The sequence below is a fragment of the Corynebacterium sp. HMSC073D01 genome (assembly GCF_001815555.1).
Taxonomy (GTDB): Bacteria; Actinomycetota; Actinomycetes; order Mycobacteriales; family Mycobacteriaceae; genus Corynebacterium; species Corynebacterium glucuronolyticum.
The window spans coordinates 146,304-172,056 of sequence record NZ_KV821047.1; the positions used below are offsets into that span (position 1 = coordinate 146,304).

Below are 25,753 nucleotides of genomic sequence, written 5' to 3' on the forward strand. Positions count from 1 at the left end.
CGCTTTTTTATTTCACTAGAGCCTTGTATAAGGCCTCAAAATTCGCCCGCAGCTCCCGGTAGTACTCGGCGTTCGCCTCAGTGGGGCAGATGCGCTCCCCAAACGGTGGCACGGCCCGATCGACACCCGGGGCGATGATATTCAAGGCGATAAGCGCGGTGCCACGCAGCGTCGCCCGCTTCATGGCTAGGGGCACCACGTCGCAGCGCAGCGTGTCCGCGAGAATGTGGAGCCACGCCGGGTGGTCGGTGGTCACCCGCCCCGAGGCGATCACCCGTTCGGGCTGGGCGCCGGCTTCATCCAGCTCATCGTAGATGCGCCCGTAGGACACCGCGATGCCTTCGATGATGCCCCGCCACAGCCCCAGCGGTGTGGTGTCGTCGGTGATTCCCACCAGCGATGCCTTCGCCCCCGATGCCCACCCCGTCGCCCGTTCCCCGGAGAAGAACGGCAGCACCTCGGGCGCGTGGTCCGACGGTGCGCCCGCCAGTGTTTCCTCGATGTCCTCGTGGGGGAGCGCTACAACGGTGCGTTCCAGCCAGCTGATCGCGCGACCCACATCGTTGAGCGCCCCGCCGAGGATGACCTGGTCGCTCGAGACGCGATAACACCACAGCCCCTCGGGGATGTGCTCGGGTGCCTGGGGCAGCAAGACGCGCATGGCTCCCGACGTCGCCGCCGCCACCGCGATGGTGGAGGCATCGGTGGCTCCCGGGCCGACGTTGGATGGCCAGCCGTCGGGAATGCCATGGAACCAGGGGATGGCGTCGAGGGCGGGCCAGTCGAGCGAGGTGGGGAACGCGGGCTCGGTGGGTAGGTGTAGTGGTGAGATCAGTGGCGGATCGACGTCGCAGGCGGCGAGGATTTCGGTGTCGAGTTCGCCCGTGTGCGCGTTGACGATTCCGCTCCACGCGCCGGTGGACGTGGCCAGTCCTTCGATTCCTGCGAGTTTGAGGTAGACGTACTCGCCGATGGTCATGACTCGCCAGGTCTTTTCCCACAGCTCAGGGAACTGGTCTTGCACCCACAGGAACCGCGCTGGGTGGTAGCTCGTGTGTGCGCGCACGCCGGTCCGCTGGTGGTACGCACCCACGTCGGCACGCTTTTCTAGCTTTTCGACGTACGGTGCGCACCGTGAGTCCGCATAGGTTGCGCACGGTGTCAATGCTTGTTTTTGCTTGTCAACGAGAAGGAAACTCGACGCAAACGAATCAAAACACACCCCAGAGATCCTAAGATCCTTGTCCTCAGCGAAGGCGACGATACTTTCTACGATCCGTCGGCACTCGTCGGCTATCTGATCGGCATCGATGGTGCTGCGCCCGTCGTGCCCCGTGGTGAACTCGTGCGCGATCCGCTGCTTCGACCCTTTCACAGGGCAGCCGGTGGCATCGTACAGGCCGCCACGGGAGGCTGTGGAGCCGACATCCATGGCCAGGACGAACGGCGCGGTCGCATCCTTTAGCTTGATAGACATGGTGGGAATCTTGGGGGTGTCAGCCATAAATCCCAGTGTATTGGTGGAGGGGTAGTTTCGGGGGGAGCGGGGTTAACCTGGGGTGAATTCATGGTGACGGTTAGCTTTCATCTGGTGCTTTCGGGGTACAAAGCCAATACCCTTAGTAGCGGTTTAGATAGAAAGATGGGGAGCACACCATGACACGTGGATACCTAGTTCAACCTGATCTGACGGCAAAGGCCATCGAGTTTGATATTGACAACGCCGCCGAATACATCGGTGGCACTGCGGAGGATCGCGTGGCTGTAGCCTTCCAGCAGCGCGAGAATGCGACACTCGCTGCATTGCACATGACGCACGAGCAAGGGGACGGTGTGGAACCGAACGCCGTGGCATCGATGGCGAAGAACGAAGCCGCTACGGGCAACTCCGCTTTCTTTACTGATCCGACCACCGCCGTCATCGGCCCTGTTATTTTCGTTGGCCCGGAGGGGGAAGACATTTCCTTCGCCCAGATTGCGCTTGTCGACGACGGCATCCGCGCCGTCAAGAACTACATGGAGGACGAGCCGGAGGATTACGCCCTGTGGCGCGCGGCTGCCCTCAACCTTCCTGAGACCCAGTAGCTGCCCGGAACCGGGCAAGAATGTAGTGATTATGGCCACACTGCGGGTACTATGATCGTTCGTGACTGAGAAATTCCGCCAACTCCCTCCGCCCGGCCCAGCCTGGGGCGGAAGCCTCATGGGGACATCCATTGTGGCCCGCCTCCTCGTCGAGGAGCACCTGCTATTTCTCGCCGGCATCTTTGTCGCCATAGCCTGCGTCATTCTCGCGGAACTTACTGTCGGCTTCGCCCGCTTCCGCGAGCCTAGTTTTCGACGCACAACTATGGCCGAGTGGTCGATGTACTTCATCGGCATCCTGGCCCTCGGCGCGGCGCTATCCGGGATCACCGGCAACAATCTCTTCCGGCTTATCGGCTTTTGGATCGGTGGACCCGTAACCGTGATCACGTGGGGGATTCAGCTCACGCGTTTCCATGGCGATCCCAAGTTCACGTGGGGCTTGCCGCTTGTGGGGCCGATGATCTCCGCGTCGGTCGCCGGTTGGCTCGCTCGCGACTACGGCAGCACGTACCACGTCATGGGCACGGTGTTGTTCTGTATGTCCCTGTTTACTGCTGTTCCCACGTTTGCCCGTGTGTATTGGGCTGCATGGCACGGCAAGGTGGATTTCACGGGTGCCAAGTCTGCGACGGCGTGGGTGCCGCTTGGCGTCGTTGGCCAGTCGACCACCGCCATGCAGATTCTTTACCCCGGTCCTTTTTCCATCCTGTATGGGCGGGTTGCCCTCGTCATCGCCATCCCCCTGGCGATCTACGCTATGACAATCTTCTACCCCAATGCTGCCCGGTGGGTTGCCTACTCACCTGCGTGGTGGTCATGCACGTTCCCGCCGGGAACCGTCAGCATGGGTGGCCACCAGGTCGCGCTCGTCAGCGGTTCGCATTGGCTCGACGTGGTGGCGCTCAGCATCCCCGTGGTGCTCATCGCCCACTGGGGATTATGTGCCAGCCGGTTTATTAGCTGGGTTACAGACCGAGGGCGGCCTGAATCGCGGGTGTTAGACCCATCGCGCTGACGAGTGCTGCGATGCCGCCGAGGAGCGCACCGACGGCGGCAATCGAGAAGCCAGCGGTGACGCCGGGGTTCTCGGAGAGCTTTGAGGAACCGAGGACGTCTGCGACGACGACCCGCAGTGCACCGTCGTTAACGTTCACCATGCCGGGTGCACCAACGAGGGCGTTGACCCCATCCTTTTCGATGCCCTTGAAGGCACCCTCGTGAATGTTGGCGTTTTCGATGCCGTTGGCCTTGATGCCGTCTTTTTCGATGCCCTTAATGGCTCCTTCTGCGACGGTTGCGTTCTCGATTCCATTGACCTTGACGGCGTCCTTTTCTACGCCGACAACCTTGTTGTTAGATACAGCATCTTTCTGTACGCCCGTGATCGGGTTGTCGTGGATATCTGCAATGGCGGCGGAGGCGGGCAGTGCCTGGAGCGCCAGACCAAGAGCGAGAACGGGGGCGAGGGTGCGGGTGATCTTCTTCATTGTGGAAACCTTTCTTTACTTGCCAAGTTTTGCGAGCTGCTTCTCCAGCTCCCTGGCATATTCCATGTAGTACTTTGTGTTTTCAGAGACAGTCGAGGGGTCGGGGTTGCCGGGTGTCAGGCTGATTCCAGACGACAGCAGTGAGCTTGTCGACGCATCCGGCTCCGGCTCCGGCGGCGGTGCCTGCTGCACGCGGGTGCTGGCTTTTACTGTGCCGAGGATGGTGCCATCGTCGGCGGTCGCCGTGAACTCGAGTGTGTGCGCCTCGGTAGATGGCGTGTCCCACGTGATGTTCTTGAAGATGGCAAATCCGTGGTTGAAACGGGCGGTGTAGGCGGTCTTCGCCCCGTCAATGGTGACGGTTACGTTGCCGTGGATCCTGTCTGCTCGCTCCCCATCGGCGCCGACGTACTGCAGTGAGTACCCGGCTTTCTGCCCGGTGAGGACATCGGTATCGGAGTACAAGAGGTGGAGTCCCTGCGGCTGGACCTGGTTCGCGGTTGCGGGGGCCGGCTCGGCGAGGGCGACTGGCTGAGTGAAAGTTAAAGGCACAAGAGTGGAGACGCATACGAGGAGTAAAGCGGATCTCTGGTGCATGGGCGATTCTCCCATCAAATTTGAGTTGACCTGTAGTGTAGCAACAACTCTATCCGAGGTTCACCCCCTAGTTTGTGGACCCAAAGTACCGGCGTGTCGCTTTTGTGAAAAAACTCACAGCCCCAGGCTTAGGATATTTTAAACTCACCTAGTAAGGTGAGACTTGCCTAGCAAATACTTAGTCCAGGATAACTATCACTGGAGCCAGCTTTTGAAAGGAAGTTGACCATGACAGCGATCACTTCGATGCCTACCCGCCCCGAGGTTTCACGGCGCCTTGCTGAACTCGGTCTGCGTCGCAACGTTGACGTTCAGCTTGGTGGCAAGACCTCCGGCGGTGGCCGTGTGGTCAGCGTCGGCAAGAGCCGTTACGCGCTGGATAAAGCGACCCTTCGCTCGCTCGGTCTCATCTAATTTTCTTTCCTGTGGCGGCGTGCGGGGTGGGGTCCGGTGCCGTCTTTCCGTTTTTACACTAAGGGATTATTTACCATGTCTGAAACCCAATCTGCGTCCACGGTAGCGCAGGCACCTAGCTGTGCGCACTGTGCGGCAGAGACATCTCCTGCTCCCAAGGGGTCGCCGTCGGTGGCTCTTGTTGGAGCCCAGAACTCCGGCAAGTCTACGCTCTTTAACGCGTTGACTGGGTCCAAGGTGCGTACAGGTAACTGGCCGGGGACCTCTATTGAGGTGTCCCGTGGCGCCTGGGCCTTGTCCGACGGCGTTTACGACCTCATCGATTTTCCTGGCACCTACTCATTGGATCCGATGAGCCCGGATGAGGCGCTCACTCGCGATCTCCTCCTTAATGTTCCGTTTGAGGAGCGTCCCGACGTGGTTGTTGCCACAGTGGACGCGACGGCGCTCGGCCGCAGTCTCTACATGGTTACGCAGCTTGCCGAGCACGGTTTCCACCTGCTTGTCGCCCTGACCAAGTGCGATTTGGCGGAGAAGCACGGCACGGAGATCAATGCGGCGCAGCTGGAGAAGGAGCTCGGGTTCCCCGTTATTCCCGTTGATGGTCGCCACCGCACGGGGCTCGCTGAGATCGAGGCCGCCGTCCGCGCCGCACTCATTGGTCCGACAACGAGCTGGCCGGAAAAGGACATCGAGGAACGATTCGAGATCATTGATCGCCTCGTCTCTGCGGCGGCTAGCGAGCATGAGACCGAACCAGGTTTGACGGAGAAGATCGACGCCGTCGCCCTGCACCCGGTTGGTGGTCCGATCGTGTTCCTCGCCGCGATGTTCGCGGTATTCCACATCACCATTACTCTTGCCGCACCCCTCCAGGATTGGGCCGAGGGCGTTATCACCGGCCCCGTTGCCGACGGCGCACGTTGGCTCCTGGAACAGGTCGGCTTGGATCATCCGCTCGTCACTGGCTTGCTTGTCGACGGCATCATCGGCGGTGTTGGCATGGTTGTCAGCTTCCTTCCGCTCATGGGCCTCATGTTCCTCTGCCTCGCCATCCTTGAGGATTCCGGCTATATGGCTCGCGCCGCCGTGGTGACGGACCGCACCATGCGCGCCATCGGCTTGCCCGGCAAGGCGTTCATCCCCATTGTTGTCGGCTTCGGCTGTAACGTGCCGGCAATTTCGGCGACGCGCGTGCTGGGTTCCCCTCGCCAACGGATCTTGACCTCCCTGCTCATTCCGTTTGCCTCGTGTTCGGCCCGGCTCGTCGTGTTCCTCATGTTGGCCACCATCTTCTTCCCTGACCACGCGAGCCTCGTGGTATTCACGATGTACGTCATTTCGATCCTGCTCATCGCCCTGACTGGTCTCATCCTGCGGCATACCCTGTGGCGCACGATGCCCGATGAGCCACTGATTATTGACCTCCCCGAATACCAGCTGCCCACGGCTCGCCTCGCCGGCACCGTGACGTGGACCCGTCTCAAGGGCTTCCTCCACGATGCCGCTACCGTAATTGTCGCCACCGTCACCGTCGTGTGGCTCCTCATGGCGATCCCAGTGAACGGAACGACGGAGCTTAACCCGCCACCGGAGGAGTCCGTCTATGGAGCTGTCTCGCGCACCGTCGCTCCGGTCTTCGCCCCCGCTGGGTTTGGTTCCTGGACCCTATCTGGGCCGCTGATCACAGGCTTCGTGGCCAAGGAAGCTGTCATCTCCACGTGGGCGCAGATGTACGCCGTGGAGGATGTTACCGACGAAGATCCCGAGGAGCAGGCGGAGAGTTCGCTGGCAAAGTCTGTTCGTGCGGACTTTGACGAATCCTCTAACGGCCATGCGCTTGCAGCCGTCTGGGCATTCATGCTCTTCATGCTCGCGTACACCCCGTGTGTCGCGACACTTGCCGCTCAACGCAGAGAGATTGGCTGGAAGTGGACTATGTTCGGCTTCGGCGTGCAGCTGGTTTTCGCCTGGCTTCTCGCTGTGGGCGCGTTCAACCTGTTGAAGGTGTTTGGTCTGTAATGGCTGCCCCTGTTCAGTCCGTCATCAGTGCCCTGAAGAGCGGTGTCACGACGCGGGCGGGTCTCGCCCACGAGTGCGGCCTGCAGCCGGTCACCGTCGATGCGGTGTTGGAGTTTTTGGAGCACTCAGGGCGACTCAGCCGCGAGGAGATGAAGTCCTGCGTGGGGCGCTGCTCGTCGTGTGCCGTTGCCGGGACCTGCGGCAGCGGTCCGGTGTTACTCACCCTGACTTGAGTGCTAGCACTCTCGGGGGTAGAGTGCCAAAAGAGGTTGTTTTTGGATCTGGTTGTCCACCCGCGACGGCGGCCACCCGGAAACGAACCCACACAAATTCAACCACAAAGCATGGAGGATTACCGTGGCACAGATTAAGCCGCTTGAGGATCGTATTCTCGTTCAGATCAACGAAGCAGAGACCACCACTGCATCCGGTCTCGTCATTCCGGATTCTGCTAAGGAAAAGCCGCAGCAGGCAACCGTCAAGGCTGTTGGCCCTGGCCGTTTCGAGGATGGCAAGCGTGTCCCGCTCGACATCTCCGAGGGTGACGTTGTTGTGTTCTCCAAGTACGGCGGAACGGAGATTAAGTTCGATGGTGAGGAGTACCTCATCCTCTCCGCTCGTGACATCCTGGCAGTCATCGAGGGCTAATCTTTATGTCGAAACTCATTGCATTTGATCAGGAAGCCCGCGAAGGCCTCCTGGCGGGAGTCGATGAGCTTGCTGATGCCGTCAAGGTGACGCTCGGTCCCCGTGGCCGCAACGTCGTACTGGACAAGTCCTACGGCGCGCCCACCGTCACCAACGACGGTGTGACCATCGCCCGCGAGATTGACCTCTCCGCCCCGTTTGAAAACCTCGGTGCCCAGCTGGTGAAGTCCGTCGCTGTGAAGACGAACGACATCGCCGGTGACGGCACGACCACCGCGACGCTGCTCGCCCAGGCGCTCATCCGCCAGGGGCTGCGCAACGTTGCCGCTGGTGCCAACCCGATCGAGCTGAACAAGGGCATCCAAGCAGCTACGGAGAAGACCGTGGAGCTGCTGAAAGCCCGCGCCACGGACGTGAGCTCCGCCAAGGAGATCGCTAACGTAGCGACGGTGAGCTCCCGTGACCCCGAGGTCGGCGAGCTTGTTGCCGGCGCGATGGAAAAGGTGGGTAAGGACGGTGTCGTGACCGTCGAGGAGTCCCAGACCATCGACACCACGCTCGACATCACCGAGGGTGTGTCCTTTGACAAGGGCTTCCTCTCCCCGTACTTCATCACCGATGTGGACTCTCAGGAGGCCGTGCTGGAGAACCCGGCCATCCTCCTCGTCCGCAACAAGGTGAGCTCCCTGCCGGACTTCCTCCCCGTGCTGGAGAAGGTCGCCGGCGCCAACCGCCCGCTGCTCGTCATCGCTGAGGATGTCGACGGCGAGCCGCTACAGATGCTTGTGGTCAACGCGATCCGCAAGTCTTTGAAGGTGGCAGCCGTGAAGTCTCCGTTCTTCGGTGAGCGGCGCAAGGCGTTCATGGATGACCTCGCTGTGGTCACCGGCGCAACCGTCATCGACCCGGAGGTCAACATTAACCTTCGCGACGCCGGTGAGGAACACTTCGGCACCGCTCGCCGCGTGTCCATTTCTAAGGATGAGACGGTTATCGTCGATGGCGCAGGTTCTGCCGAGGCTGTGGAGAAGCGCCGTGGCCAAATCCGCCACCTCATCGAGATCACCGACTCCTCCTGGGACAAGGAAAAGGCCGAGGAGCGTTTGGCGAAGCTCTCCGGCGGTGTCGCCGTCATCCGCGTCGGTGCCGCTACTGAGACCGAGCAGTCCGAGCGTAAGCTCCGCGTCGAGGATGCCATCAACGCCGCTCGCGCGGCGGCGCAGGAGGGCATCATCGCCGGCGGTGGTTCCGTGCTCGTTCAGATTGCGCAAGAGCTCGTTTCGCTTGCAGAAAGCTTCGAGGGCGATCAAAAGACCGGTGTTCTCGCACTGGCCTCCGCCCTGGAGAAGCCCGCTTTCTGGATTGCCGAGAACGCGGGCCTCGACGGCTCCGTTGTCGTCAGCAAGATCCGCGAGTGCGCCAATGGTGAGGGCTTCAACGCCGCCACCCTGGAGTATGGGGACCTCATCGAGCAGGGCATCATTGACCCAGTCAAGGTGACCCACTCTGCCGTGGTGAACGCCACCTCCGTCGCCCGGATGGTGCTGACCACCGAGGCCTCGGTTGTGGAGAAGCCTGCCGACGAGTAAAAACCCATAAAAATTGGGGAGCAGCGACCTGCTCCCCAATTTTTTATACCTTCGCCATGGCGTGCCTGCGCTTACGCGGATGCAGGATCGAGTCCCGCTCCGCTTCGCTCAGCCCGCCCCAGATGCCGTAGGGCTCCGCCACTTTCAGCGCGTGATTCCTGCACTGCTCGAGCACCGGGCAGACGTTGCAGATTGCCTTAGCTCGAAGCTCCCGGCGAGTGCGAGCGCGTCCCCGCTCGCCCTCTGGGTGGAAGAAGAAAGAGGAATCTTTTCCTCGGCAGGAACCGTGGACCTGCCAATCCCATACATCCAGCTGTGGTCCGGGCAACTTCTTCGGCTGTGGCACTGTCAAACTCCTTTTGTATGGCTTTCAGATACCACAGGAGTCTTGTAGGTTTTGGTGAACGCTGAGTAGCACGACGGTTACTGCAATGTGGCTACCACAATAACGCTGGGTTAAAAACCTCGTTTGAACTGGTGTAAATCCGACAGGTTAACCCTTGGTGAATTTTTGCACGCACCATTACTGAATACGTTAATGCAAAAACAATGAGATCGCAGGGTAAGGTTTCAGTACATGAAAGGGGAGCGATGAGCGATATTGACCAAGAACTAGCGCCGCTTGTCCCTCGCGCCGCGCGGGGAGACGCTAAAGCACTGCGCTCGATCATTCGTATCATCCACCCCGCCATCGTCCGCTATACGCGTGCTCGCATCTCCGGTGGTCGCATCCCCAATGCAGAGGATGTGGCCCAGGAGATTTGCCTAGCCGTGGCCCAGTCTATTGGTCGCTATCAAGATCAGGGGCGCCCGTTCATGGCATTCGTGTATGGCATCGCCTCAAACAAGGTCGCCGATGCGTACCGCTCGATGGGGCGCGACAAAACAACCCCCACCGACACCATTCCCGAATCATCTGATGAGGGGCTTACCCCCGAGGGATACGCCCTGGTAGCAGATGGTAGTAACAGAGTGCGGGAGATTCTCGATTGTTTAAGTGACAGGGCTCGCGAAATCATTATTTTGCGTGTGTTTGTTGGCTTATCCGCCGATGAGACGGCGGAGATTGTAGGTTCTACACCCGGCGCGGTTCGCGTCGCCCAGCATCGGGCGCTCGCTACCATGCGGCGGATGTACGAGAATGAAGGTGCGATTGCAAATGAGTGATGATCTTTTCACCACCGATGCTTTCCTGACGGCATTGTCTAAGGGCGAGGTTTCCGCCGATGACGATTTTGCGTCTGACTTTGCTGGGCTTGTCGACGAAGTGGGGCGCGACATTCCTCCCGCCCCGCTGTTCCTCGCCACCGGCGAGCAGAAGCATGCCACCAACTGGCGTGGGCTTATCGGTTCCGGTCTCGTCGGTGCCGCCGCCTCCGCCCTCGTCATCGCCGGCGTCGGTGGCGCCATCTTCAACTCTCAGCCTGGCGACGCCCTGTGGTCGGCCAACCAGTCTCTCTTCGGCGACCACGCCACCGTGGTTGAGCTTGCCTCCACTCTCCAGGAGGCCGACGCTGCCCGTACTCGCGGCGACACGGACGGGGCGCTCGCCCTCCTCCAGCAGGCGCACGTGCTTGCCGCAGCTTTGGGGAATACGCAGCAGCAAGCGGACGTCGAGAAGCCAGAAGAGCAACCGACGCACACCGTGACCGTCACGGAAAGTCCTGCCACGCCCCCCACAGAGGAGCCCGCACCGACATCGACGGAACCACAGCCCACCGTCACCGTGACGGAAACAGTAACGGTGACCGCTGGACCCGCGCCGACGCCGACCATGAACGTGGCACCGACGCTGGAGACGGGAACCGTCGCCCCCGCGCCGACGACCACCCCGTCGCACACCCCCGAAATAGGCGCACCCCCGATTCTCGATTAGCGGGCGTGAATCCCGTCCACGTAGCCCAAGCAGTAATCCCACGGCAGGTAGTCCTCCGGGCGCACGCTTACCCCGGGCTCGTGGACGGGGGAGAGTTCTCCGTCCAGCATCGCCCGGTAGTGATCGACGAGGATATCCCAATCGTAAAAGTGGTTCTCGCGGCAATCCTCACAGAAGAAGAAAATCCCCCTGTAACCCAGTGGGGCGATGTGCTTTTTGAACTCATCAAGCCAGCGCAGATCCTCCATCAAGCTCGCTCTCTGCTCCATGGACAGGGGCGGCTGCTTATCCGCGTCATCATCCTCGATGAAGGACGCGGGGTCGTTCGGATCGCCAGCAAAAGGATCAAGAGGCATAGTCACAACGATTAGCCTAGGTGGTTGCGTTCCAGGTATCAATACGGGGACTATAGTGGGAGTACGCGATATCAGCTTAAAAAGATTAAGGATTCTCTCGTGACTTCTACGCCCGTTCACACCGGTGGTGACGATCCGAACAAGATAGCATTCACCGGGCTTACCTTCGACGATGTTCTTCTGCTTCCCGCCGAATCTAATGTCATCCCCTCCGGGGTCCACACCAAGACCCGCCTGTCCAAAGGGATTGAGCTTAACATTCCGATCCTGTCCGCAGCTATGGATACCGTCACCGAGGCTCGCATGGCTATCGCCATGGCGCGACACGGTGGCATCGGCGTCCTTCACCGCAACCTCTCCGTCGAGGATCAGGTGCACGAGGTGGAGCGCGTCAAGCGCAGCGAATCCGGCATGATCACCGACCCCGTCGTCGCCACCCCCGATATGACCATTGCGCAGGTGGACGAGATCTGCGGCAAATACCACATTTCCGGCCTGCCGGTGGTAGACGAGAAGGACAAGCTGCTGGGCATCTGCACCAACCGCGACATGCGCTTCGAGCCCGACATGAACCGTCTGGTCAAGGATGTCATGACACCGATGCCGCTGATCGTGGCCAAGGAGGGCGTGACCAAGTCTGAGGCGCTCAAGCTGCTCAGCGAGCACCGTGTGGAGAAGCTGCCGATTGTCAAGGACGACAACACGCTCGTCGGCCTCATTACAGTGAAGGACTTTGTGAAGTCTGAGGCCTACCCGTTGGCGACGAAGGACGAGGCCGGTCGCCTCCGCGTCGCTGCCGGTGTGGGCACCAACACTGATGCCTACGATCGCGGCGCCCAGCTCATCGAGGCTGGCTGCGACGCTCTCGTGGTGGATACCGCTCACGCGCACAACAACTTCGCCCTGGAAATGGTCGCCCGCCTGAAGAAGGACTTCGGCGACCGCGCCCAGATCATCGGCGGCAACCTCGCCACGCGCTCCGCCGCGCAGGCCATGATCGATGCCGGTGCCGACGCCATCAAGGTGGGCATTGGCCCGGGTTCCATCTGCACGACGCGTGTTGTTGCAGGTGTCGGCGCGCCGCAGATCACCGCCATCCTCGAGGCCTCCGCAGCCGCCCACAAGGCGGGTGTCCCCGTGATTGCCGACGGCGGCATGCAGTACTCCGGCGATGTCGCTAAGGCGCTGGCAGCCGGTGCCTCCACCGTCATGCTCGGCTCCATGCTCGCCGGTACCACCGAAGCCCCCGGCGATGTCATCACCGTTGGTGGCAAGCAGTACAAGCGCTACCGTGGCATGGGTTCCATGGGCGCCATGCAGGGCCGCGGCCTCCACGGCGAGAAGCGTTCCTACTCCAAGGACCGCTACTTCCAGGCCAACGTCACCAGTGAGGACAAGCTTGTCCCCGAAGGCATTGAGGGGCGCACCCCATTCAAGGGCGATATCGATGCTGTCCTGCACCAGATCGTCGGCGGCCTCCGCGCAGCCATGGGCTACACGGGCTCCCACGAGATCGAGGATCTGTGGAAGGCCCAGTTTGTACAGATCACCGCCGCTGGCCTCCGCGAGAGCCACCCGCACGACATTCAGATGACCGTCGCTGCACCGAACTACGAGCTGCGCTAAGGAGAAAACATTGCGCGAACATAAGGAAATCGGCATCGGCCGCGAGGCCCGCACGACCTACCACCTAGACGACATCGCCGTCGTCCCTTCCCGCCGCACCCGCAGCTCCAAAGACGTGGACACCCGCTGGAAGATCGACGCCTACGAGTTCGAGACCCCGTTCCTCTCCCACGCCACCGACGCCCTGGCCACACCCGAGTTCATCATCGAGATGGACAAGCAGGGCGGACTCGGCGTCATCAACGCGGAGGGCCTGTGGGGCCGCGAGACCGACCTCGGTGCCGCCATTGAGCAGATCCGCGAGGCGCTTGAAGACGAAGACGACGAGTGGGCAGCCACCCGCGTCCTGCAGCAAATGCACCAGAAGGAGCTCGACCTCGATCTCCTCGGCGAGCGCATCGCCGCCGTGCGGTCCGCAGGTGCCATCGTCGCCGTCCGCGTCTCCCCGCAGCACGCCCGCGAGCTCGCCCCCGTCCTCCAGGAGGCTGGACTGCACCTCCTCGTGGTGCAGGGCACGGTCGTCTCTGCGGAGCACGTGACCAAGGAAGGCGAGCCACTGAACCTAAAGGAGTTCATCGGCTCCCTCGACACCCCGGTCATCGCCGGTTCCGTGTCGGATTACCACACGGCGCTGCACCTCATGCGCACGGGCGCCGCCGGCGTCATCATCGGCGCAGGCGACACCACCAACTGGGCGACCAGCGGCATCAATACGCCGATGGCCACCGCGATCGCGGATGCCGCCGCCGCGCGCCGGGATTACCTGGACGAGACCGGCGGCCGCTACGTCCACATCATTGCCGACGGCGAGATCGAGCTCACCGGCGATGCCGTCAAGGCCATCGCCTGTGGCGCCGATGCCGTCACCCTCGGTGCTCCGCTGGCCAAGGCCAAGGAGGCCGCAGGCGAGGGCCTCTACTGGCAGGCGTCGGCTGCGCACCCCAAGTTCCCCCGCTCCATGGTGGAGCAGGTGGCCAACCGCGACGAACTGGTCAGCCTCGAGCACGTACTGCACGGCCCGAGCTCCAGCCCGCTTGGCGAGTTCAACTTCAACGGTGCGTTGCGCCGCAGCATGGGTAAGTGCGGCTACACGGACCTGAAGAGTTTCCAGAAGGTTCAGCTAGACCTCGTATAACGCATGGCTCCCAGCAGCGCGACGGGATGTTCGTTGCGCTGCAGTGGCCCGCCCCCGGGCGGTGGCCTGCGGTATGTGATGCCCCGGATCTTCACGATCGTCCCGTGCCGCGCGTCGTTCGCCCACCCATTGTGGAAGCGGCACAGGGGTGAGAGGTTTTTAATGTTGGTCGGCCCGCCGGCTTTCCACGGCTGGTTGTGGTTGATTTCGCAGACATCGGCGGGCTGGTTGCAGCCCGGCCAGCCGCACATCGGGGATTCAGCAGCGCACATGATGCGCTGCTTTTTTGTTGCGCGGCGCTCGAAGCGGTAGGCATCCACCGCACCTTCCACAGGATGGACGAGCACGACGTGCCCCGCGTCGAGGAACGCCTGCCGTGCGAGTTCCGCACCGCGTACCCGGGAGCCGTCGGTAAGCCCTACAATGATGTCGTCGCCCTCGCCCCGCTCGATCCTCGTCGCCTCGTCGAGCCCCACGATGATGGTGGTCCGGGCAGGCGCGACCGGCCCGCTTCCCTCTAGGAGTAGCTTTTCGACGGCTTGTCCCAGCGTCACCCCATTCTTGCGTGCATACTCCCGCGCCTGCAGTTCCTTCTGCTTCAGCGTGTGCTCATCGGCCTCGAGGACGAGTTTGCGGCGCAGCGTCCCCTTCACATCGCTGAACCGCGCCAGGGCCGTGGTGTCGGTGTCCTCCGGCGAGGTGGGATTCCATTCGTCGAGAAGCCGCCGTGCCTCCCGCGAGATATCACCGTCGTGGCCCCGCACCCGACACAGCACCTGCCGCATCGGCCACGCATTCCGCTTGTTCTTCAGCTTCTTCACGTGCTTCTCGATGAGCAGCAGCTGCCCCACTGACTTCCCCGTCTCGCGCGCACACGCAACCGCCGCTGCCTGCATCCTTGACGACCTCGTCCTCTCGCAATACACCCCCGCGAGCCTCTCCAAATTCTTCGCCTGCGCGCGCGAAAAACCATGCCGCATGATCTCGACGTACGTCATGCCGGCTCCACCCTGCACGATCTCCATTCCGCGAGATTGCAGGGCCCCCAAGGTTTCAAATGCCCCCATGCGCCCGATGATAGAACCGCCCGCACTACCCCGCAACAGGAAGCGAATCCTGCCCGGTCACGCGGTTAAGAATTTTTTCGGGCGAGTGTTCCGATTGCGCAGCTGCGATGTGCAGCGACGAAGCGATAAACCGGCGCGAATACCGGCCAGCACAGCATGCGCCCTGCGAGCCGGATAGCGACGCAGCGGCCGTGGTGCGCGAGCGCCCTGCCAATCGACTCGTTGAGCTCGTATGTCACACCGGCGGGGGAGCGGTAGACGGCGGTGTCAGCAAGTGGTGCAGGCTCGACGGTGAGGCCTTGCGTGAGGCGTACAAGGACGCGGGCGCTGCGCGCGCAGAATCGGCAGTTGCCGTCGAAGTAAAAGGTAGAACTCATTACGTTAGAATGTTAGACGTGACTCAAGGCCCAGTATTAGTTGTAGATTTCGGCGCTCAGTACGCGCAGCTGATTGCTCGTCGCGTGCGCGAGGCGCGCATGTACTCTGAGGTTATTCCTCACACGATGCCGGTGGAAGAGGTGAAGGCGAAAAATCCCGCAGCGCTTATTTTGTCGGGTGGCCCCTCGTCGGTGTACGAGGATGGCGCACCGGCGTTGCAGGAGGGGCTCCTGGAGCTTGGAGTTCCGGTGTTCGGTATCTGTTACGGCTTCCAGGCGATGACGAATGCGCTGGGTGGCACGGTGGCTGCGACGGGGGATCGCGAGTACGGCCGCACGAAGCTCACCGTCGATGGCGGTGTCCTGCACGAGGGACTCAGTACGCACAACGTGTGGATGAGCCACGGCGATTCGGTTAGTGAGGCTCCGGAGGGCTTCACGGTGACGGCGACGTCGGCGGGCGCGCCGGTGGCGGCGTTTGAATGCCCGGCGAAGAAGATGGCGGGCGTGCAGTACCACCCGGAGGTCATGCATTCTGAGCATGGCCAGGAGGTTCTCACCAGGTTCCTTACCGACATTGCTGGGCTTGCCCAGGATTGGACTCCTGCGAATATTGCTGATGAGCTGATTGAGAAGGTTCGCCAGCAGATCGGCGATGGGCGTGCGATTTGTGGCCTGTCCGGTGGCGTGGATTCGGCGGTTGCGGCGGCGATCGTGCAGCGCGCGATCGGCGACCGCCTGACGTGTGTGTTTGTTGATCACGGCCTGCTGCGTGCAGGGGAGCGCCAGCAGGTGGAGGAGGACTTCGTCAAGGCGACGGGCGCGAAGCTCGTGACCGTCGACGAGTCGGAGGCGTTCCTCAGCAAGCTCGCGGGCGTGACGGAGCCGGAGGCGAAGCGCAAGGCGATCGGTGCGGAGTTCATCCGTTCCTTCGAGCGCGCGGTCGCCGGCGTCCTCGATGGCCAGGATGTCGGCTTCCTCGTCCAGGGCACGCTGTACCCGGATGTTGTGGAGTCGGGCGGAGGCTCCGGCACCGCCAACATCAAGAGCCACCACAACGTCGGTGGACTTCCCGACGATGTCGAGTTTGAGCTCGTCGAGCCGCTGCGCCTCCTGTTCAAGGACGAGGTCCGCGCGGTGGGCCGCGAGCTTGGTCTCCCGGAGGTCATCGTCGGCCGCCAGCCGTTCCCCGGCCCGGGTCTCGGCATCCGCATCATCGGTGAGGTTACCCGCGAGCGCCTCGATATCTTGCGCGCCGCCGACCTCATCGTCCGCACGGAGCTTTCCGACGCCGGGTTGGACAGCGAGATCTGGCAGTGCCCGGTCGTGCTCCTGGCTGATGTTCACTCCGTCGGTGTGCAGGGCGACGGCCGCACGTACGGCCACCCGATCGTCCTGCGTCCAGTGAGCTCCGAGGACGCGATGACCGCAGACTGGACCCGCGTCCCCTACGACGTGCTGGAGAAGATCTCCACGCGCATCACCAACGAGGTGCCGGAGATCAACCGCGTTGTTCTCGACGTCACCTCGAAGCCCCCGGCTACGATTGAGTGGGAATAATCTCCAGAGCCTTTCGGATGTCCTTCACTAGTGCCTCCATATCCTCCGGCGTTTCGTCGGGGGAGATGGTGCACAGGCGGAGGACATTTTTGTCGTTGAGGGTCGTTGTCCAGATGCCGGCGATGTTGTGGCGGCGCAGGTACTCGGCAAGCTGAACGTTGCGCTTTTCACTACCCGTGGTGAACGTGACAATCGCGTTGCAGGCCGGCGTGACGATGCTGATGCCGTCGACGGTGGCAATTTCCTTTTCAAACAGTTCAGCAACAGCGATGGAGCTGTCAATCATCTGCGTCAGGCGCTCGGTGCCCACCGTCTGCAGCGTGAGCCACAGCCGTGGCGCGCGGGCAGGGCGGGTGAGTTCGGGGCCCATGTCCCACCAGTCGGGGTTGTGGGAACCTCCCTCCACATCCTGCAGGTATTCGCCGCCGGCGCTAAACGCCCGGACGAGGTCGGCGCGGTCTTTCACCAACAGCATCGCAAGTCCATAGGTTTGGTACAGCCACTTGTGCCCGTCCCAGGCCATGGAGTCGCAGCGCTCGACCCCGTGCGCGTTGTCGCGGTGGGAGCTGAGCACCACGGAGCCGCCGTAGGCACCGTCGACGTGGAACCACAGGTTGAACTCTTCGCAGATATCCGCGATCGCGTCGAGGGGGTCGATGGCGCCGGTGTTCGTCGTACCGCAGGTGCCAACCACGGCCAGTGGGAGGAGGCCGTCAGCAATGTCGGATTCAATCGCTGAGCGCAACAATTCCGGCTGCATGCGGAAGTGCTCGTCGACAGGCAAAATGCGCGGGCGAACACCGATGATCCGCAGCGCCTTGTTCACCGACGAGTGCGTCTGCTCCGTGGTGTAGACGCGCGCGCGGGGGATGTCGTCCAGGCTGATGCGGGACTCGCGGGCTGCCATGAGACCCGTGAGGTTCGCCATCGATCCGCCGGAGACAAGGATGCCGCCGCGATTCGGGTTACTGATGCCGACCGCCTCGCACGCCCAGTCAAGAACCTGCTTCTCCAGCGCGCTCGCGCCGGGTGACTGCGCCCAGTTGGAGGCGTGCGGGTTGTATGCCGTGGCGATGACATCGCCGAGCCAGGAGACAGACTGGGCGGGGCCGGGGATGAAGCCAAAGAACCGTGGGTGACGGAGGTTGGAGTCGTGCTCCAGGACGTCGACAAGCTCCTTGGTGGCCTCGGTGAGGGGGCGGCCAACTGCGGGGATAGCAGTGGGGGAGACCTTCTTGCGGTCCTCCTGGCGGGTGAGGAAGTCGGCACCGGGGGCGTACTCGCGAGGGTCGTAATCGTTGAAGATCGAACCGATGAATTCCGTCGCCAGATCGGGCACACGGGGATTGAAAGTTACAGGATTACTTGTCATGTGTTCTAGTCTAAGAACGCCGCCAACCGCGTGCCATCGATGTGCGGGAAAGTGATCCATACGCCCGCCATACCGGCCACAAACATAAGCCCGGTGAGGACCGGGTGCGCGGGGGCCATGAGGGGGCTGAGCATGATGAGAAACCACAGGGGGAACAGTGGGAGGAGGAACTGGATCTTGCTGCGGCCGGTGGCGGCGAAGCCGCCGTGCGCCTCGTAGTACGCGCGCAGTTCCCGCCGGTAGGGGTGGGTAAAAGTGAGCATGACAGCGGCGATGATGGCAAGGAGCGCAACGGGTGCGGAGATGGCAAACGGCAGGCGCGTCGTCATGACAGCGGTGGCGATGCCAGCCAGGGCGCTGGCGCCGATGCGGATGATGGCAGGGGTGTTGATCGGGGTGTGGTAGGAGCGCATTGTGCCGTAATACATGCTCACCATGGTACTTGACGGGGTGGTTTGGGCGGGACTAGATTGGGGGTCATGGTTGGAACGAGCGTTCGAAACGAGGAGGTGTTCGAAAATGGGCGCCTGGCGCAGATCGCGGAGCTGCGCGCGCGGATGGAGGCGATGGGCGCCACTGTCCCCGGTCATGCGGTTATTGAATTGCTTGCCGGCGTTCCGGGGCTTCCTCGTCGCGCCGTCACCAGTATGAACGAATGCCCCGCCCTTGCGGTTGAGCTTATCGCACAAGCGTCCGGTTCTGGTTTGTTCGTGGCGGTGGTGGGGTGGCCGGAGCTCGTCCTCACCTCGGCGCTGGAGGGGCGCGGCGCTGCTGACAATGTCCTCATTATTCCCGATCCGGGCCCCGATCCGCTGCATGTGGTGGGGCTCCTTGCCGAGCACATGGACCTTGTCATGTACCACACGGCGGCGGTGACGGTATCGCCCACGCGTGCCCGCCCCCTCATGGCGAAGGTGCGCGAGGGAACGGCGGCGCTTGTCACCGTCGGCACGCGGCTGCCGTCGCCGGCGCTGACTTTGACTGGGCGGGTCGTTGGCTTCCGTGGTATCGGGCGGGGCAGTGGGCGGATCACGAGCGTGGTGCTGGATGTGCGCGCGGAGACGAAGACGCGCCGGGATAGGGCAACCACGCTGTACCTCGGTGAACAGCCGACGCTGCGGGCGGTATAGCGCGTGCGCGTCATGGCGCTGTGGTTTCCGGATTGGCCGATTCATGCGGCGGAGCTGGACGGGGACCCGGCGGTAATCACAAAAAACGGCGCGGTGTGGGTGGCCAACGGCGCGGCCCGTGCCCGTGGCATCCGGCGGGGCATGCGGTTGCGGCATGCGCAGGCGCTGGACCCTGGTTTGCGCAGTGTGGCGCACGACCCGGATCGCGATGCCCGCTACTTCGAGTCCATCGCCTGCGGGCTTGACGATGTCGTCTCCACCATCGAGGTCATCCGCCCTGGCCTCCTCGTCGTGGATATGCGTGCGGCGGCGAAATTCTATGGTGGGGAGGACACCGCCGCCGAAAAGATCCTAGATGCCGCGGCCCGCAGCGGTGTTGACTGCCTGGTCGGCATTGCCGACGAAGTCACCACCGCGTTCCTCGCCGCCCGCGCGGGTGCCATCGTGCCCCCCGGAGGCTCAGCGCAGTTCCTCTCCTCCCAGCCCCTGGGGCAGCTGGTGGCGGAGGAGGCGCTGCACTGCGACGCGGAGGTGGTACAGAAGTTTGCCGATCTCGGCGTGCACACCCTCGGCGAGCTCGCCGCCCTCCCCTCCACGGCCGTGACCACACGGTTCGGCACCACGGGGGAGCGCTGTCACGCCATCGCCCGCGCCGCCCCCGGCAAGAAGGTCTCCTCCGCCATCGACGCACCCGACCTCAGCGTGACGATGGTCCCGGACGAGCCCATCACGCGTGTCGACGCCGCAGCCTTCGCCGCCCGCCACCTCGCCGCCCGCCTCCACACTGCCCTTTCTGCCGCCGGCCTCACGTGCGCCCGCCTCCTCGTCACCGCCGTGTTCGGTGGCGGGAAGGAGGTGCAGCGCGCATGGCGCACCCGCGAGGACCTGACGGAAGAGGCCACCGCCGACCGTGTGCGCTGGCAACTCGACGGCTGGCTCACCTCCCGCGGGCCGGCAGACGCCGTCGACGGCGAGGGGATCGTCGAGTTCGCGCTCACCCCGCTCGAGTGTCATGTCCCCGAATCCACCGGCTTGTGGTCCACGGGGAGTGCCCAGCAGAAGAAGGCACGCCAGGTGGCGATGCGACTACAGTCCACGCTGGGCACGGATCGCGTTCTCACCCCCGTCGAATCCGGCGGTCGTGGTCCCACGGAGCGCGTGCGCCTCGTGCCGTTTGGGGAGGATGCCTTGCCCCCGCGGCCGGTGGAGGGGCCGTGGGCGGGGCGGATCCCCGCGCCCTACCCGGCCAGCCATCACCCGGCCTCGCGGGTACAGATCGTCACCAGTGAGGGTGCCCTCGTCGCCCTCGATGCCGAGGCGCAGCTGACCGGCGAGCCGTTCGCACTGGCCTGGGGAAAGAGACGGTTCGTTGTGACTGCCTGGGCGGGACCGTGGGCGGTGGATGGACGCTGGTGGGCGTCGACAAGCCCGGGGCAGCATGCGCGGATGCAAGTGGTGGGTCGGCAGGTGCACACGGACGATGAATATGCGTGGCTCGTGCTGTGGCGCGAGGGGCGGTGGAGTGTCGAGGCAGAGTACGGCTAGTCGGTGATGATGTCGATGGCGAGGCGCGTGGGGTTGTCCAGAACCTTCACAGCGAACGGTTTTTTCGGACCGTTGATGCCGATGATGTACTGGCTGCGCCCCTCAAATGTGCCGCCGTCGGCAACATCCTTCACCACCGGCAGGTCGGGGGTTGTGGCGAGCGACTCGGGCTGAGCGCCCACCTCGAATGGGTACGTTGTGCCGTCGATGGCTACCTCCAAGTAGGAGTCGCCTGCGGGGACGAGCGGGTAACCGCTGGCCTGCTGTGTAGGCGCATCGGTGTAGGAGACGAAGTAGCCGGGGGTTCCCGTGCCGGAAAAGTCGACGACAACCCGGTCGAAGCCCTGGTGGTGCCCGACGCGTATGTCCGTCGCCACGAGATCCCACTCGCCGTCCGCGCGCTGCGACTTTTCATCCATGTCTGCCTCGCCGATGGGAGAGGCATCCGTGATGGCACTCTTGGTGTCCACAGTGGATTGCTTCGTTTCCACCGAAGTGACAGTGGTGGTTGACGTGACCTCTTCAGCGGGTTCCTGGGAACAGCCAGCAAGAACGAGGGCGGAGGCGATACAGGCGGTGGCGACGGCACGATGTCTCATACGTCCCACCGTAGCGGGCGTGGGTGAGGCCATGCCATGGATGTGACCAAATTGTTGTAAAAGTACAATGCAGGTCATGACAATAAGGTGCTCAGATGTGGCCGTGGAGTCCCTACCGGGAACCGCGAAGACGGGCCGCGGGCTCGTGCTGTTCGAGCGGCTCAGCGGCTGGGGGCACGATGTCCTAGATGGAACGGCGCTGGGGGAGAAGACAGCGGGGGCGTTGAAGCGGCATGTGGGGGCGGTGGGCTATGGCTTCCAGTTCATCCGCAAGCCGGAGATCCACGCGTACCTGTACGGTGCGCCGTCGGTGTACGTGGTGCGGTTCGACCCGGCACCGCGGATTGAGCGCCTGGCGGTGACCCGTGCGGAGGACATCCTGGACATCGATCTGGCGCGGCCACAGGGCACGCCGGTGGAGGGGCCGATGGGGCTTATTTGCACCCATGGCAAGCGGGATATGTGTTGTGCGATTAAGGGGCGGCCGCTGGCGAAGACGCTGGATGATCGGTTCGGTGGTGAGGTCATCTGGGAGACGTCGCATAACAAGGGGCACCGTTTTGCGCCCGTGTTTCAGCTGTTGCCGTGGGGGTATTCCTATGGTCGCCTGAATGCGTCGGCGGCGGCTGCGGCGTTGTCTAGCCCGACGCTTTTCGTTCCGCAGCTTCGTGGTCGTTCCATTTATGGTTCTGCGGCCCAGGTGGCTGAGGTTGCCGTCGCCGCGCGGTTTTCTGTTGCTCCCGGTGAGTTGGAGCTTGTCGACGCCCGTGGGGACCGTGTGTGGTTCCGTGGGCGTTCCGGGAGCTACCTCATTCACCTGGAAAAGGTTCACCGGGAGGGGGTCGTCGCCTCGTGCGGGAAGCCGGGGAAGGCCGCCGAGCAGTGGGTGGCGCTACGGGATAGCGTCGAACTTCTTCATGGCAGCGCGGACGGAGGCGACGGGGTCGGCGCGGTCCACGAGGGCTGACATGAGGCCGACTTCGCGGGCGGCGGTGACGTTCGCCTGCGTGTCATCGAAGAAGAGCGTGTCCTCCGCGTCTGCGCCGAGGTCCGCCAGTGCGTGGGCGTAGGCGCGCGGGTCGGGCTTATTCACGCCGATGCGGCAGGAAAACGTGAGGGAGTCCAGGTGGGTAAACCACGGGTGGACGGTGAGGAGATTATCCGCAAGGACGTAGGGGAGGTTGCTGAGCACGCCGATGCGGAAGCCTGCCTCCTTGAGGGCGGAGAGGAAGTCGACCATGGCGGGGTAGGCGTGGCTCAGTGTTTCTGCCTCGATGCGCAGCGCGGTGTCGAGGTCGATGCTGGGGTCGAGGGCGCGCCACCAATCGGCGTCGGAAATTGCGCCGGCATCGTAGGGTGGGCGGGTGCGCTCGTAGGTCTCCCAGAAACCGTCCGTAACCCCCAGCTGGTCGGCCACGCGGGCGCGATCGGCGGGGGTGCGGTGCTGAATGACGACACCGTAGAGGTCAAACAGCAGTGCGGTCATCGACGCATCACCTTCTTGGATAGCCAGTTACCAAACAACTGGGCGATTTGCACGATGATAATGATGATGAACGTGGCCACGTAGGTAACTTCCAGGTCGAAGGCCCGGTAGCCGTAGACGATGGCGAAGTCGCCGAGTCCGCCGCCGCCGATGTAGCCCGCCATGGCGGACATATCGACAATCGCGATGAAGATGAACGTGAAGCCGAGGATGAGTGGTCCGAGTGCCTCGGGGAGGATAACGGTGCGGACGATCGTCCAGGGGCCAGCCCCCATGGAGCGGGCGGCCTCGATGACACCGGGGTCGATGGCGACGAGGTTTTGCTCGACGATGCGGGCGACGGCGAAGGTGGCCGCCACGCTCATGACGAAGATTGCCGGTGTCGTGCCGATGGTGGAGCCGACCGCCGCCTTCGTCACAGGCGCCAGGAAACTGACGAGGATGATGAAGGGGATCGGGCGGATGAAGTTCACCAGGAAGTTGAGGATGAAGTACGCCGGCTTAGACTGCATGATGCCACCCTTGCGGGTGGTGTATAGCAGCGTGCCGATGGCGAGGCCGGCAATGCCGCCGATGATGATCGTGGTGATCACCATGAACAGGGTTTGTTGGATGGATTCGAGGAAGGTGTCGCCGAGGCGGTTCCAGTCGGCTGCTAGATACGTAGTGGTCATGGTTAGAGTTCTCCTCGGATCTCAGTAATCTGGGTGGTGCGCTCGAGGCGGTGGGCGAAGGCCGCGATGGCGTCTTCGGGGCCCGTCAGGCGCACGGTGATCTTGCCAAACGAGTGGGTTTTGAGCGTGGTCACGCCGCCGTGGACGATGCTGATGCCCACGCCTGCTGCGCGGGCATCGCCGACGGCATCGAAGAAGCCCGAGTGTTCGGTGAGTTCGATGGTGAAGAGGCGGCCGTCGTCGGCGAGGAGGGATTCGGATTCCACCTGGTCGGGCTCGTTGCGCAGCGTCGTCTGCACGAAGCGGCGGGCGACGGCGGTCTGGGGGTCGGAAAAGACGTGGTAGACATCGTTGTATTCGACCACGCGCCCGGCCTCCATGACGGCGACCTTGTCTGCGATGGCGCGGACAACCCCCATCTCGTGGGTGATGACGACGATGGTGATGCCCAGCTCGCGGTTCACCCGGCGCAGCAGGTTCAGTACGTCGAGGGTGGTTTCGGGGTCGAGAGCGGAGGTCGCTTCGTCGGCAAGCAGGAGGGAGGGGTTGGTGGCGAGGGCGCGGGCGATGCCAACGCGCTGCTTCTGGCCGCCGGACAGCTGCTCGGGGTAGTTGCCACCCTTGTCGGAGAGGCCAACGAACTCGAGCAGTTCCGCCACGCGGCGCTTCCGTTCCTCCTTGGGCACGCCCGCGAGTTTGAGGGGATACTCGATGTTCGCGGCCGCCGAGCGGGAGTTAAACAGGTTGAACTGCTGGAAGATCATGCCGATGGAGCTGCGTAGGGTGCGCAGCTTGCGCTCGGGCAGGGGGACGATGTCCGTGCCGTCGAGAAGTACTTCACCGGAGGTCGGCGTATCGAGTCCGTTGATCATGCGGACGAGGGTGGACTTGCCGGCACCTGAGTAGCCGATAACGCCCAAGACCTCGCCGGGTTCGACGGTGAGATTGACGTTATCGAGCGCCTTCGTGTCCTTTCCTCCGTTGGAAAAGATCTTGTTGACGTTGCGGAACTCAACGCGAGTTCCCTCTGTGTGGGTCACATGTTCTCCCAAGGTAAAAACCGCCCCGAGGGGCGGTTTGTGTGTGCAAAAGTTACTTACTTGCTGGCCTTTTGTGCATTTTCGAGGCGGTCAAGGATGGCCTGAAGCTCATCGGCGGAGCGCTCAACCGGAACGGAGGTGCCGTTGGAGTCATCGGCAACAGCTGCGGTGACCTCCGGGTCGTGCCAGATCTTGACCAGCTTCTGGATGGTCGGATCGTCCTTGTCCTCAGCCTTGGTCACGAACGCGTTGATGTACGGCTCGGCCTCGGTGGAGTTCGGGTCATCCTGGAAGACCGAGGTGGTCGGGTCGATGCCCGCGCGGTCGAGGAAGGAGTTGTTGATCACAGCGGGCTTGCCCTCGCCGTAAGCGGCGGTGGTCTGTGCAGCGTCAACCGGCTGGACCTTGACCTTGGAGGCATCCTGGTCGATATCCGCAGGTGTCGGGGTAATGAGTCCCTCGGTCTTCAGCTTGACCAGGCCGGCCTGGACGAGGACGTTAATCGCGCGACCCTGGTTGGAGGGGTCGTTCGGGATGGCGATCCCCTGGCCCTCAATGCCATCGAGGGAGGTGTGGTCCTTCCAGAAAATGGCTAGTGGAACAATCTCGGTAGCGCCCACGGGGGTGAGGTTGTCGCCGGCACCCACGTTGTACTCGGCCAGGAACTTGAGGTGCTGGAAGAGGTTAACGTCGAGCTGATCCTCGCTGAGGGCGGTGTTCGGGGTGGAGTAATCGCCAAAGTTCTGGATGTCGAGTTTGATGCCCTCTTCCTTGGCCTTCTCCTCGAATACCTTCCACGCCTTCTTGGAAGCATCGGTGGTGCCGATGCGGATCGTCGTGGTATCTGCGGAGGTCTCCTCGTTGCTGCAGGCGGTAAGGCCGGTGGTGGCGATAACAGCAGCCGCAGCCAGGGCGGTCAGTTTCTTCAACATGATTAATTTCTCCTTTACTGGTGTTGTTGGAACGTAACGGTAGCAGTAACACGGCTAATGTACAACTTGGTCTATTTTTACGCCAGGAAAAACCGGTCAGACCACCGTATTTGCAGTAAAACGCATGAACCGC

The 25,753-nt window shown here is 62.8% G+C and carries 29 protein-coding genes; 15 read left to right on the forward strand and 14 right to left on the reverse strand.

Features of this window, described 5'->3' with window-relative positions; genetic code table 11:
- Positions 1-7: 7 nt before the first annotated feature.
- Positions 8-1,504: a gluconokinase gene (locus HMPREF3044_RS07365; RefSeq protein WP_070740434.1), complete on the reverse strand. Its 1,497-nt coding sequence runs from the start codon at positions 1,502-1,504 to the stop codon at positions 8-10.
- A 152-nt stretch (positions 1,505-1,656) separates the two neighbouring features.
- On the opposite strand from HMPREF3044_RS07365, the gene HMPREF3044_RS07370 reads away from it, so the two are divergent.
- On the forward strand, positions 1,657-2,085 hold the full coding sequence (locus HMPREF3044_RS07370) for a hypothetical protein (RefSeq protein ID WP_005390432.1): 429 nt from the start codon (positions 1,657-1,659) through the stop codon (positions 2,083-2,085).
- Between the two features lie 61 nt (positions 2,086-2,146).
- A complete protein-coding gene (locus tag HMPREF3044_RS07375; RefSeq protein ID WP_081446530.1) occupies positions 2,147-3,103 on the forward strand; it encodes a TDT family transporter in 957 nt (318 codons plus the stop codon).
- Here HMPREF3044_RS07375 and HMPREF3044_RS07380 read toward each other — a convergent pair.
- Both HMPREF3044_RS07380 and HMPREF3044_RS07385 read right to left on the reverse strand, forming a co-directional pair.
- Positions 3,054-3,575 (reverse strand): hypothetical protein, encoded by a 522-nt coding sequence (locus HMPREF3044_RS07380; protein WP_005390430.1) that lies wholly within the window; start codon positions 3,573-3,575, stop codon positions 3,054-3,056. The genes HMPREF3044_RS07375 and HMPREF3044_RS07380 overlap by 50 nt on opposite strands.
- A 15-nt stretch (positions 3,576-3,590) precedes the next feature.
- On the reverse strand, positions 3,591-4,172 hold the full coding sequence (locus HMPREF3044_RS07385) for a hypothetical protein (protein WP_034989281.1): 582 nt from the start codon (positions 4,170-4,172) through the stop codon (positions 3,591-3,593).
- Positions 4,173-4,400: 228 nt separating this feature from the next.
- On the opposite strand from HMPREF3044_RS07385, the gene HMPREF3044_RS07390 reads away from it, so the two are divergent.
- The 5 genes from HMPREF3044_RS07390 to groL all read left to right on the forward strand — a co-directional run bounded on the left by HMPREF3044_RS07390 (position 4,401) and on the right by groL (position 8,845).
- Positions 4,401-4,586: a FeoA domain-containing protein gene (locus HMPREF3044_RS07390; RefSeq protein WP_005390427.1), complete on the forward strand. Its 186-nt coding sequence runs from the start codon at positions 4,401-4,403 to the stop codon at positions 4,584-4,586.
- 75 nt (positions 4,587-4,661) lie between these two features.
- Positions 4,662-6,608, forward strand: a complete 1,947-nt coding sequence (feoB, locus tag HMPREF3044_RS07395; RefSeq protein ID WP_276542528.1) for a ferrous iron transport protein B — start codon at positions 4,662-4,664, stop codon at positions 6,606-6,608.
- Positions 6,608-6,841, forward strand: a complete 234-nt coding sequence (locus HMPREF3044_RS07400) for a cyclin family protein (RefSeq protein WP_005394928.1) — start codon at positions 6,608-6,610, stop codon at positions 6,839-6,841. Before feoB ends, HMPREF3044_RS07400 begins: the two co-directional genes overlap by 1 nt.
- 118 nt (positions 6,842-6,959) lie before the next feature.
- On the forward strand, positions 6,960-7,256 hold the full coding sequence (gene groES / locus HMPREF3044_RS07405; RefSeq protein ID WP_196793962.1) for a co-chaperone GroES: 297 nt from the start codon (positions 6,960-6,962) through the stop codon (positions 7,254-7,256).
- A 5-nt stretch (positions 7,257-7,261) separates the two neighbouring features.
- On the forward strand, positions 7,262-8,845 hold the full coding sequence (gene groL, locus HMPREF3044_RS07410) for a chaperonin GroEL (protein ID WP_070740436.1): 1,584 nt from the start codon (positions 7,262-7,264) through the stop codon (positions 8,843-8,845).
- A gap of 43 nt (positions 8,846-8,888) precedes the next feature.
- On the opposite strand, the gene HMPREF3044_RS07415 is transcribed toward groL, so the two are convergent.
- Positions 8,889-9,191 (reverse strand): WhiB family transcriptional regulator, encoded by a 303-nt coding sequence (locus HMPREF3044_RS07415; RefSeq protein WP_005390421.1) that lies wholly within the window; start codon positions 9,189-9,191, stop codon positions 8,889-8,891.
- Between the two features lie 245 nt (positions 9,192-9,436).
- Between HMPREF3044_RS07415 and HMPREF3044_RS07420 the strand changes: the two genes are divergently transcribed.
- Positions 9,437-10,012 carry a sigma-70 family RNA polymerase sigma factor gene (locus tag HMPREF3044_RS07420; RefSeq protein WP_005390420.1) on the forward strand — a complete coding sequence of 192 codons (576 nt, stop codon included), beginning with the start codon at positions 9,437-9,439 and terminating at the stop codon, positions 10,010-10,012.
- On the forward strand, positions 10,005-10,721 hold the full coding sequence (locus tag HMPREF3044_RS07425; protein WP_070740439.1) for a hypothetical protein: 717 nt from the start codon (positions 10,005-10,007) through the stop codon (positions 10,719-10,721). Before HMPREF3044_RS07420 ends, HMPREF3044_RS07425 begins: the two co-directional genes overlap by 8 nt.
- Here HMPREF3044_RS07425 and HMPREF3044_RS07430 read toward each other — a convergent pair.
- Positions 10,718-11,077, reverse strand: a complete 360-nt coding sequence (locus HMPREF3044_RS07430; protein WP_005390417.1) for a DUF5319 domain-containing protein — start codon at positions 11,075-11,077, stop codon at positions 10,718-10,720. The two genes, HMPREF3044_RS07425 and HMPREF3044_RS07430, sit on opposite strands and share 4 nt — an antisense overlap.
- 99 nt (positions 11,078-11,176) lie before the next feature.
- On the opposite strand from HMPREF3044_RS07430, the gene guaB reads away from it, so the two are divergent.
- Positions 11,177-12,703 (forward strand): IMP dehydrogenase, encoded by a 1,527-nt coding sequence (guaB, locus tag HMPREF3044_RS07435; protein WP_070740442.1) that lies wholly within the window; start codon positions 11,177-11,179, stop codon positions 12,701-12,703.
- 10 nt (positions 12,704-12,713) lie between these two features.
- Positions 12,714-13,838 carry a GuaB3 family IMP dehydrogenase-related protein gene (locus tag HMPREF3044_RS07440; protein WP_005390415.1) on the forward strand — a complete coding sequence of 375 codons (1,125 nt, stop codon included), beginning with the start codon at positions 12,714-12,716 and terminating at the stop codon, positions 13,836-13,838.
- Here the strand turns inward: HMPREF3044_RS07440 and HMPREF3044_RS07445 are convergent.
- On the reverse strand, positions 13,820-14,905 hold the full coding sequence (locus HMPREF3044_RS07445) for an HNH endonuclease signature motif containing protein (protein WP_005390414.1): 1,086 nt from the start codon (positions 14,903-14,905) through the stop codon (positions 13,820-13,822). The genes HMPREF3044_RS07440 and HMPREF3044_RS07445 overlap by 19 nt on opposite strands.
- 65 nt (positions 14,906-14,970) lie before the next feature.
- Complete coding sequence (locus HMPREF3044_RS07450; protein ID WP_040428925.1) at positions 14,971-15,282, reverse strand: thiol-disulfide oxidoreductase DCC family protein; 312 nt, start codon at positions 15,280-15,282, stop codon at positions 14,971-14,973.
- A gap of 9 nt (positions 15,283-15,291) precedes the next feature.
- Between HMPREF3044_RS07450 and guaA the strand changes: the two genes are divergently transcribed.
- Positions 15,292-16,842: a glutamine-hydrolyzing GMP synthase gene (guaA, locus tag HMPREF3044_RS07455; protein WP_034989287.1), complete on the forward strand. Its 1,551-nt coding sequence runs from the start codon at positions 15,292-15,294 to the stop codon at positions 16,840-16,842.
- Here guaA and HMPREF3044_RS07460 read toward each other — a convergent pair.
- On the reverse strand, positions 16,823-18,214 hold the full coding sequence (locus HMPREF3044_RS07460) for a pyridoxal phosphate-dependent decarboxylase family protein (protein ID WP_246820940.1): 1,392 nt from the start codon (positions 18,212-18,214) through the stop codon (positions 16,823-16,825). The genes guaA and HMPREF3044_RS07460 overlap by 20 nt on opposite strands.
- Before the next feature lie 5 nt (positions 18,215-18,219).
- Positions 18,220-18,642, reverse strand: a complete 423-nt coding sequence (locus tag HMPREF3044_RS07465; RefSeq protein ID WP_246820942.1) for a hypothetical protein — start codon at positions 18,640-18,642, stop codon at positions 18,220-18,222.
- A gap of 51 nt (positions 18,643-18,693) precedes the next feature.
- On the opposite strand from HMPREF3044_RS07465, the gene HMPREF3044_RS07470 reads away from it, so the two are divergent.
- Complete coding sequence (locus tag HMPREF3044_RS07470; RefSeq protein ID WP_070740452.1) at positions 18,694-19,344, forward strand: hypothetical protein; 651 nt, start codon at positions 18,694-18,696, stop codon at positions 19,342-19,344.
- 12 nt (positions 19,345-19,356) lie between these two features.
- The gene (locus tag HMPREF3044_RS07475) at positions 19,357-20,889 is read left to right on the forward strand and encodes a Y-family DNA polymerase (RefSeq protein ID WP_070740507.1); all 1,533 of its coding nucleotides are present in this window, start codon (positions 19,357-19,359) and stop codon (positions 20,887-20,889) included.
- On the opposite strand, the gene HMPREF3044_RS07480 is transcribed toward HMPREF3044_RS07475, so the two are convergent.
- Positions 20,886-21,488 (reverse strand): AMIN-like domain-containing (lipo)protein, encoded by a 603-nt coding sequence (locus tag HMPREF3044_RS07480; protein WP_005390407.1) that lies wholly within the window; start codon positions 21,486-21,488, stop codon positions 20,886-20,888. The two genes, HMPREF3044_RS07475 and HMPREF3044_RS07480, sit on opposite strands and share 4 nt — an antisense overlap.
- Positions 21,489-21,564: 76 nt before the next feature.
- Between HMPREF3044_RS07480 and HMPREF3044_RS07485 the strand changes: the two genes are divergently transcribed.
- A complete protein-coding gene (locus HMPREF3044_RS07485) occupies positions 21,565-22,455 on the forward strand; it encodes a sucrase ferredoxin (RefSeq protein WP_246820943.1) in 891 nt (296 codons plus the stop codon).
- Here the strand turns inward: HMPREF3044_RS07485 and HMPREF3044_RS07490 are convergent.
- From HMPREF3044_RS07490 to HMPREF3044_RS07505, 4 genes are read right to left on the reverse strand one after another with little or no spacing between them, the layout of a single operon-like run.
- Entirely contained in the window at positions 22,381-22,974 is a 594-nt protein-coding gene (locus HMPREF3044_RS07490) for an HAD family hydrolase (protein ID WP_070740460.1), read from the reverse strand. The genes HMPREF3044_RS07485 and HMPREF3044_RS07490 overlap by 75 nt on opposite strands.
- Entirely contained in the window at positions 22,971-23,648 is a 678-nt protein-coding gene (locus HMPREF3044_RS07495) for a methionine ABC transporter permease (RefSeq protein ID WP_005394957.1), read from the reverse strand. Before HMPREF3044_RS07495 ends, HMPREF3044_RS07490 begins: the two co-directional genes overlap by 4 nt.
- 2 nt (positions 23,649-23,650) lie before the next feature.
- Positions 23,651-24,688: a methionine ABC transporter ATP-binding protein gene (locus tag HMPREF3044_RS07500; protein ID WP_070740462.1), complete on the reverse strand. Its 1,038-nt coding sequence runs from the start codon at positions 24,686-24,688 to the stop codon at positions 23,651-23,653.
- A gap of 56 nt (positions 24,689-24,744) precedes the next feature.
- The gene (locus tag HMPREF3044_RS07505) at positions 24,745-25,620 is read right to left on the reverse strand and encodes a MetQ/NlpA family ABC transporter substrate-binding protein (RefSeq protein WP_371326119.1); all 876 of its coding nucleotides are present in this window, start codon (positions 25,618-25,620) and stop codon (positions 24,745-24,747) included.
- Positions 25,621-25,753 lie beyond the last annotated feature (133 nt).

Excerpts from the sequence above, each read along its gene's own strand:
- HMPREF3044_RS07365 (WP_070740434.1), bottom strand. The coding sequence starts at position 1,504 with ATGGCTGACACCCCCAAGATTCCCACCATGTCTATCAAGCTAAAGGAT.
- HMPREF3044_RS07370 (WP_005390432.1), top strand. The coding sequence starts at position 1,657 with ATGACACGTGGATACCTAGTTCAACCTGATCTGACGGCAAAGGCCATC.
- HMPREF3044_RS07380 (WP_005390430.1), bottom strand. The coding sequence starts at position 3,575 with ATGAAGAAGATCACCCGCACCCTCGCCCCCGTTCTCGCTCTTGGTCTG.
- HMPREF3044_RS07385 (WP_034989281.1), bottom strand. The coding sequence starts at position 4,172 with ATGCACCAGAGATCCGCTTTACTCCTCGTATGCGTCTCCACTCTTGTG.
- HMPREF3044_RS07390 (WP_005390427.1), top strand. The coding sequence starts at position 4,401 with ATGACAGCGATCACTTCGATGCCTACCCGCCCCGAGGTTTCACGGCGC.
- feoB (WP_276542528.1), top strand. The coding sequence starts at position 4,662 with ATGTCTGAAACCCAATCTGCGTCCACGGTAGCGCAGGCACCTAGCTGT.
- HMPREF3044_RS07400 (WP_005394928.1), top strand. The coding sequence starts at position 6,608 with ATGGCTGCCCCTGTTCAGTCCGTCATCAGTGCCCTGAAGAGCGGTGTC.
- groL (WP_070740436.1), top strand. The coding sequence starts at position 7,262 with ATGTCGAAACTCATTGCATTTGATCAGGAAGCCCGCGAAGGCCTCCTG.
- HMPREF3044_RS07420 (WP_005390420.1), top strand. The coding sequence starts at position 9,437 with ATGAGCGATATTGACCAAGAACTAGCGCCGCTTGTCCCTCGCGCCGCG.
- HMPREF3044_RS07425 (WP_070740439.1), top strand. The coding sequence starts at position 10,005 with ATGAGTGATGATCTTTTCACCACCGATGCTTTCCTGACGGCATTGTCT.
- HMPREF3044_RS07430 (WP_005390417.1), bottom strand. The coding sequence starts at position 11,077 with ATGCCTCTTGATCCTTTTGCTGGCGATCCGAACGACCCCGCGTCCTTC.
- HMPREF3044_RS07445 (WP_005390414.1), bottom strand. The coding sequence starts at position 14,905 with ATGGGGGCATTTGAAACCTTGGGGGCCCTGCAATCTCGCGGAATGGAG.
- HMPREF3044_RS07450 (WP_040428925.1), bottom strand. The coding sequence starts at position 15,282 with ATGAGTTCTACCTTTTACTTCGACGGCAACTGCCGATTCTGCGCGCGC.
- guaA (WP_034989287.1), top strand. The coding sequence starts at position 15,292 with ATGTTAGACGTGACTCAAGGCCCAGTATTAGTTGTAGATTTCGGCGCT.
- HMPREF3044_RS07460 (WP_246820940.1), bottom strand. The coding sequence starts at position 18,214 with ATGACAAGTAATCCTGTAACTTTCAATCCCCGTGTGCCCGATCTGGCG.
- HMPREF3044_RS07465 (WP_246820942.1), bottom strand. The coding sequence starts at position 18,642 with ATGTATTACGGCACAATGCGCTCCTACCACACCCCGATCAACACCCCT.
- HMPREF3044_RS07470 (WP_070740452.1), top strand. The coding sequence starts at position 18,694 with ATGGTTGGAACGAGCGTTCGAAACGAGGAGGTGTTCGAAAATGGGCGC.
- HMPREF3044_RS07475 (WP_070740507.1), top strand. The coding sequence starts at position 19,357 with ATGGCGCTGTGGTTTCCGGATTGGCCGATTCATGCGGCGGAGCTGGAC.
- HMPREF3044_RS07480 (WP_005390407.1), bottom strand. The coding sequence starts at position 21,488 with ATGAGACATCGTGCCGTCGCCACCGCCTGTATCGCCTCCGCCCTCGTT.
- HMPREF3044_RS07485 (WP_246820943.1), top strand. The coding sequence starts at position 21,565 with ATGACAATAAGGTGCTCAGATGTGGCCGTGGAGTCCCTACCGGGAACC.
- HMPREF3044_RS07490 (WP_070740460.1), bottom strand. The coding sequence starts at position 22,974 with ATGACCGCACTGCTGTTTGACCTCTACGGTGTCGTCATTCAGCACCGC.
- HMPREF3044_RS07495 (WP_005394957.1), bottom strand. The coding sequence starts at position 23,648 with ATGACCACTACGTATCTAGCAGCCGACTGGAACCGCCTCGGCGACACC.
- HMPREF3044_RS07505 (WP_371326119.1), bottom strand. The coding sequence starts at position 25,620 with ATGTTGAAGAAACTGACCGCCCTGGCTGCGGCTGCTGTTATCGCCACC.